General features: G+C 46.2%; 4 protein-coding genes. 1 reads left to right on the top strand and 3 read right to left on the bottom strand.

Translation table 11 applies throughout. The features are described 5' to 3' along the window. Positions 1–165 (top strand): transposase domain-containing protein (locus CRENPOLYSF2_RS00895; RefSeq protein ID WP_140396754.1); only part of this gene is annotated, 165 nt, incomplete at its 5' end. A 19-nt stretch (positions 166–184) separates the two neighbouring features. On the opposite strand, the gene CRENPOLYSF2_RS00900 is transcribed toward CRENPOLYSF2_RS00895, so the two are convergent. The 3 genes from CRENPOLYSF2_RS00900 to CRENPOLYSF2_RS00915 form a co-directional block, all read right to left on the bottom strand. Further along, positions 185–820 (bottom strand): TolC family protein, encoded by a 636-nt coding sequence (locus CRENPOLYSF2_RS00900; protein WP_087142090.1) that lies wholly within the window; start codon positions 818–820, stop codon positions 185–187. After that, positions 810–2,156 carry an HlyD family secretion protein gene (locus CRENPOLYSF2_RS00905; RefSeq protein ID WP_087142091.1) on the bottom strand — a complete coding sequence of 449 codons (1,347 nt, stop codon included), beginning with the start codon at positions 2,154–2,156 and terminating at the stop codon, positions 810–812. The genes CRENPOLYSF2_RS00900 and CRENPOLYSF2_RS00905 overlap by 11 nt, the downstream gene beginning before the upstream one ends. A gap of 293 nt (positions 2,157–2,449) precedes the next feature. Continuing rightward, entirely contained in the window at positions 2,450–2,671 is a 222-nt protein-coding gene (locus tag CRENPOLYSF2_RS00915) for an ABC transporter ATP-binding protein/permease (protein WP_087142093.1), read from the bottom strand. Positions 2,672–2,787 lie beyond the last annotated feature (116 nt).

Genomic DNA, 2,787 nt, shown 5'->3' on the forward strand with positions numbered 1-2,787 from the left:
GCGGCGGCAATCCAGAGCCTGTTGGGCACGGCAAAGCTGAACGGCCTGAACCCGGAGGCCTGGCTAAGGAACACCTTGGAAAAACTACCGACTTGGCCAAACAGGCGTATTGATGAGTTATTGCCGTTTGCACCGGGGGCTATTGAAAAACTCAGGCAGGGGTAGTGGTTTTGGTGCTCTGCTCTTATGATGTGCGTGTGGGGGTATGGGTTGTTTTTTGAAAAAATCTAGAGGATATCAGAGCCGATGACAATGCTTTAGGTGGTTGCGCTAAACGCTTACCTAATACCCAATCCCAATAACGGTATGCTGCTTGTCTACGGATATCTAACAAGGCTTGGTCAACATCATGGCCAGCAATGAGTTGGGCTAATTCAGCTTGCTTCAATCCTGCACGGCGACGGTCAATCTCACGGTTACGCCATAAGGGTACATTAACGCCAGCGCGGAATTCACCATCAGTTGCTGTAATATTTTTGCCGTCATAAACAGGGTAATCACCCGTGCCACGTCGCCAGCCACCAAAAAAAGTGGCGCCCCAATAGGGTGTGGGCTGCTCTACACTGACATCGTAATTTTGGTTTTCGTATAAGCCAATAACTGACCAACGGTTTTGCGATTTTACGGTGGTATCAAATGCCCCTTGGGCTGAAATATAATCACCTTCCGTAGCTATACGTCGCTGTTCAGCAGCCAACAAAGCAGGAAAAGATTTTTCCGCAGTGCTTAGCACATCATCCAATATTAGGCTTTTAGTTTCTGCATAAAGGGCGGCAGGAAACAATAAAAATAGCAACAGGCCAGCTTGATTAGTCAGCATCACTTTTTTTATCCTCCTTGGCGTTGGATTTGTCGTCCTTAACTTTTTCTGGTGCTGTAGGCTCTGGCAAAACCAAGGGAGGGAAACCATTAAAAATACGCCATAATTCATAACCTAATGTGACTTGCCCTAATAGCACCCAACCATTAACCCGAACGCCTTGGCGTAAAAAACGGGGTTCAGGCCAGGCTATATCGCTTTTATCATGTAAAACCACAACGCGAAAATGGCCTTTACCATCATCCGTTGAATCCATTAAGGCGACCTGGCCACCAAAAGAACCGATAGAAAATTCTGGCCAACCGCCAAATTGCACAGCAGGATAGCCTTCAAATTGCAAACGGACATGGCTGTTTACAACGACCAAAGGTAAATCATTGCCATCTAACCACAGTTCGACAGCCCTTTCCTGACTATCTGGCACTAAAATGGCCAATGCTTGGCCTGCTTTAATCAGTTCTGCGCCTGGACTAGTTAAAAGACGTAGTACTGTACCTTCCCTGGGGGCAACAATGGTTTGGGTCATCTGACGCGCTAACCGAGTTTCCAGCTTGAGCAGTTCGGCTTTAACGTAATTTTGCTCTTCTATCGCTTTATTGAGATCGGCACGGCTTTTTTCAATAGTCGAGGTGGTATCGTTGCCTAATTTTCCTGCATCGGCACTGAGTGCATCTATTTCACTGTTGGCAGCTTGCAAGGTGGCTTTTGCACGTTCATATTCGGTTTCGCGTTGGGCGTTTTCTAGTTCGGCTAATTCAAAGGTGCGTTTGGAAGCCAGGCCTTTGCTGAACAAGCGTTGTTGGCGTACTAAATTAAGTGCGGAAGTTTTTTGTGCCGCGTTCGCTGCGGCTAAACCCTGTTGTGCAGCTTTACTGCGCTCACGCGCCATTAATACGCGCGAGTCGGCCGCTGACAAGGCTTGTGGCCTGGCTAACTCTGCCATACGCAATTGCGCTTGTACTGTTTGTAAGCGGCGGTCAACGGCTGCTTGGCGTTCCAAGACTACTTTTTTTTCAGCTTCAATCCGTTGTAAAAAATGCGGGTCATTATCGAGCATTTCGGCCAATACTTGGCCTTTTTTTACCCGTGTTCCTTCGGTAACAAGCCACTGGGCAATACGCCCTTCAACAGGTGCTCCAATAAACTGTTGTCGTTCGTAAGGGGTAAAGGCAACCACCCGCCCATAACCACGCACGTTTTGTTGCCAAGGCGTTAACAACAAGAAAATCAAGAGCAAAAGCAGCAAGACCAACATTGAACGGGCAATTTTACCCGCAAACGGTCTGGTAGAGGCCTTATCTAAGGCACTGGGTTGGGTTTCAGGTAAGGTCATCATAGTTGGCTATCCAAAATTGCGGCTGTATTTTCTACAAAAACACCGTTAACAATTTTACCGTGCCGTTTGCACCGGTTAATCACTTCCGGTTCATGGCTGGTAGCAATTAAGGTCCAAGGGGACTGTTTAGCAAATAACACGTCCAAGAGATCAGGCAGTAACCGGCTATCAATACGATCAAGCACATTGTCTAGCAGTAAGAGCCTAGTACACCAAATTGGAAGTCAACAGGATTTTAATTTAGCTTTATGCTGTACACAATCAGCATTTCATTCATGATTTGAAGATTTTTATTATCCTGTTTTTATACGATTTGATGTACTAGGGTTACCAACAATGGCGCGAGCTAAGGTTAACCGTAAGGTTTGTTCGTTGGTTAATGGCTTGCCATGAATAGATAAACGGGTGTTCAAGCCTTCTGGTAATAATAAAATGTCATCCAATAAGCCGACATTGGCCAACGCCTGTTTTACTGCCTGTATAGGAAGATCACGTCCTAATTGCACGTTATCCATGACTGATTCTTCCAAAATTTCTGGGTCGCGCACCAGGGCGACAGTGTTGCGTAATGGGTGTGATTAAAAGTGCGGGGATTCTGTAGAATACCGTTATTTGTTTTGACAAAACCTAT

This window comes from Crenothrix polyspora (assembly GCF_900163755.1).
GTDB lineage: Bacteria > Pseudomonadota > Gammaproteobacteria > Methylococcales > Methylomonadaceae > Crenothrix > Crenothrix polyspora.